This window comes from Longimicrobium sp., from assembly GCF_036554565.1.
Classification (GTDB): Bacteria; Gemmatimonadota; Gemmatimonadetes; order Longimicrobiales; family Longimicrobiaceae; genus Longimicrobium.
In genome coordinates this window covers 1-2,560 of sequence record NZ_DATBNB010000482.1, presented here as the reverse complement: position 1 = coordinate 2,560, position 2,560 = coordinate 1, and the positions used below count along the sequence as shown (strand labels likewise).

At 74.2% G+C, this 2,560-nt stretch carries 1 protein-coding gene; it reads left to right on the top strand.

Annotated features, from left to right (window positions below):
• On the top strand, positions 1–2,560 hold a 2,560-nt coding region (locus VIB55_RS13185), incomplete at both ends, for a Tc toxin subunit A (RefSeq protein ID WP_331877116.1).

Sequence of the window (2,560 nt, the reverse complement as noted above, 5' to 3'; positions counted from 1 at the left end):
TGCTGGGCGACGGGGTCACCGATGCCGGCGGACGCTACGCCATCCCCTACGCCGTGAAGGGCGCCACGCCGGGGCTGGAGGTGCGCGCGCTGGAGAAGGGGGGCCCGGAGGTGTCGCTCTCCATCCCCAGGTACGACGCCGCCCCCGTCGAGGTGCTGAACCTGGTGGCGCCGGGCACCCTGCGGCCGCTGGGCGCGGAGTACGACCGCCTCGCCGCCGACCTGGCCCGGCACACCGGCGGCGCGGGCGAGCTGGCGAAGGCGCGCGAAACCGGCGACACACGCGACCTCACGCTGCTGCACCAGGCCACCGGCTGGGACGCCCGCCTGATCGCCCTGGCCGTGCTCGCCGCCCGGCAGAGCGCCGAGACGGGGCTGGACCCCGACGTCCTCTACGGGCTGTACCGCGCCGGCCTGCCCATGGAGGCGGGGCAGCTGGCGCTGGCGCAGGACGCCGAGGTGGCCCAGGCGCTGGACCGTGCGCGTACGGCGAACGTCATCGCCATCGACGACGCGCGGCTGGGCGCCGCGGCCAAGGCGTTCTCGCTCTTCGCGGCCGGCGCGCGCCGCGAAACGAAAGCCCCCGGCGCGCTCTCCAGCATCGGCGAGCTGCTGGGCCAGTCGGCGGTTTCGCCGGAGGACCAGGCGCGCTTCGAGCCGCTCTACTTCGCCCACCGCGGCGCGCCCGCGGAGCTGTGGGACGCGGCGCGGAGCCAGGGGATCGCCGAGGCAAGCATCACCGCCCTCCAAACGCAGGGAAAGCTCGCCTACCTCACCCACGACAACGCGCCGCTCGCCGCCGCGCTGCGAGGAGAGCTCCTGGCCTCCGTCGACGGCGAGACTTCCACCGTCGCGCCCGACGACCTGGCCCGCGTGGTGGACCTGGAGCTGTACCAGGCGGACGCCTGGAAAGAGCGGGTGCAGGCCCTGGCGGGGAACGGCGGCACGCTCGACCAGTTGATTCCCCCCGCGTACGAGGGGAAGTCGGCGGATGAGCGGCTAGACGCCTACGCCGCCGACCTCGCCCGCAAGGTGCGGCTGAGCTATCCCACCCGCGTGGTGGCGCGGATGATCGAAACCGGCGGCCTTTCCATCCCCATGGAAAAGGACACGCCCCTCGCCGCCGCCTTCCTGCGCCGCGCGGAGCCGCTGGGGTTCGAGCTGGGCCGGGTGCCGCTCGCCGCCTTCATCCACCAGCACGGCGCGTCGCTCTTCGCCCAGCAGCCGCCGGAAACCGTCGATGCCACGGTCCGCGTGGTCAAGCAGCTCCAGCGCCTGTACCAGATCACCCCCTCGAACCAGTCGCTGGCGGTGCTGGCCGGGGCGGGCTTCACCTCGGCGCAGGACGTGGCCGCGCTCTCGCGCGAGGCGTTCGTCGATCGCCATGGCGAGCTGTTCGCCTCCAAGCACGAGGCGGAGCTGGTGTACCACAAGGCGCAGCAGGTCAGCGCCGTGACGCGCGAGGTGCTGACGATGGCGCGGCAGATCCAGGGCGCCCCGCCCATGCACGCCCTGGCGCCGCGGCCCGAGCGGCCGGCGGGCGGGTCGGGCGTCCCGGGCGGCGGCGCGCCGGCCCCATCCCCCGGCGCCGGCACGCGCGAGCAGCTGATCCGCCACTTTCCCACCCTGGAGGGGCTCTTCGGGACGGTGGACTTCTGCGACTGCGAGCACTGCCGCTCGGTGCTGAGCCCCGCGGCGTACCTGGTAGACCTGCTGCGCTTCGTGGATCCCCCGGACGAGGAGTGGAACGGCTTTCTGGCAGACTGGGCGCGCCGCCACGACGGGGAGACGTACGCGGCGGCGGGGTACCGCAAGCCGTTCGACGCCCTGACGGCCCGCCGGCCGGACCTGCCGCACCTGCGGCTGACCTGCGAGAACACCAACACCGTCCTGCCGTACATCGACCTGGTCAACGAGATCCTGGAGTACTGGGTCGCGCACGAGCAGCTGGACGCGGCCGCCGCCCGCGACACCGGCGGCGTCCCCTCCGCCGAGCTGCTGGCGGAGCCGCGGAACGTGATCCCCCAGGCGTACCGGGCGCTGCACGAGGCGCGGTATCCCCTTTCGCTCCCCTTCGACCTCTGGGGGGAGACGGTGCGCCGGTTCCTGGAGCACCTGGAAACGCCGCTGGCCGGGGTGCTGGACGCCATGCGCACCACCGACGCGCCGTTCTCGGCCGGCGGAGAAGCGTCGGACGGGACGAGGTACTACCGCGCCGCGGTCTTCGCCGAGTCGCTGGGCATTCCGCCGGCCGAGTACGCGCTGTTCACGGACCGGAACCCGCAGCCGCGGTGGCACGAGCTCTACGGCTACGGCAGCGCCGCGGACGCGCTCGCCGCGCTCACCCGGGCGAAGCCGCTCGCGCGGCGGCTGGGGGTCACCTACACGGAGCTGGTGCAGCTGGTGCGCACGGGGCTCCTGAACCCCCGGCTGCACGCGCTGGCCCTGCTGCGCACGCTGCACATCGACGCCGAGGACGCCGCGCGCTACTACGGGGCGCCCGGCCATCCACCCCTCGCCGCGGCGGAGCGGGCGGAGTTCGAGGCGCGCCTGGCCGCCCT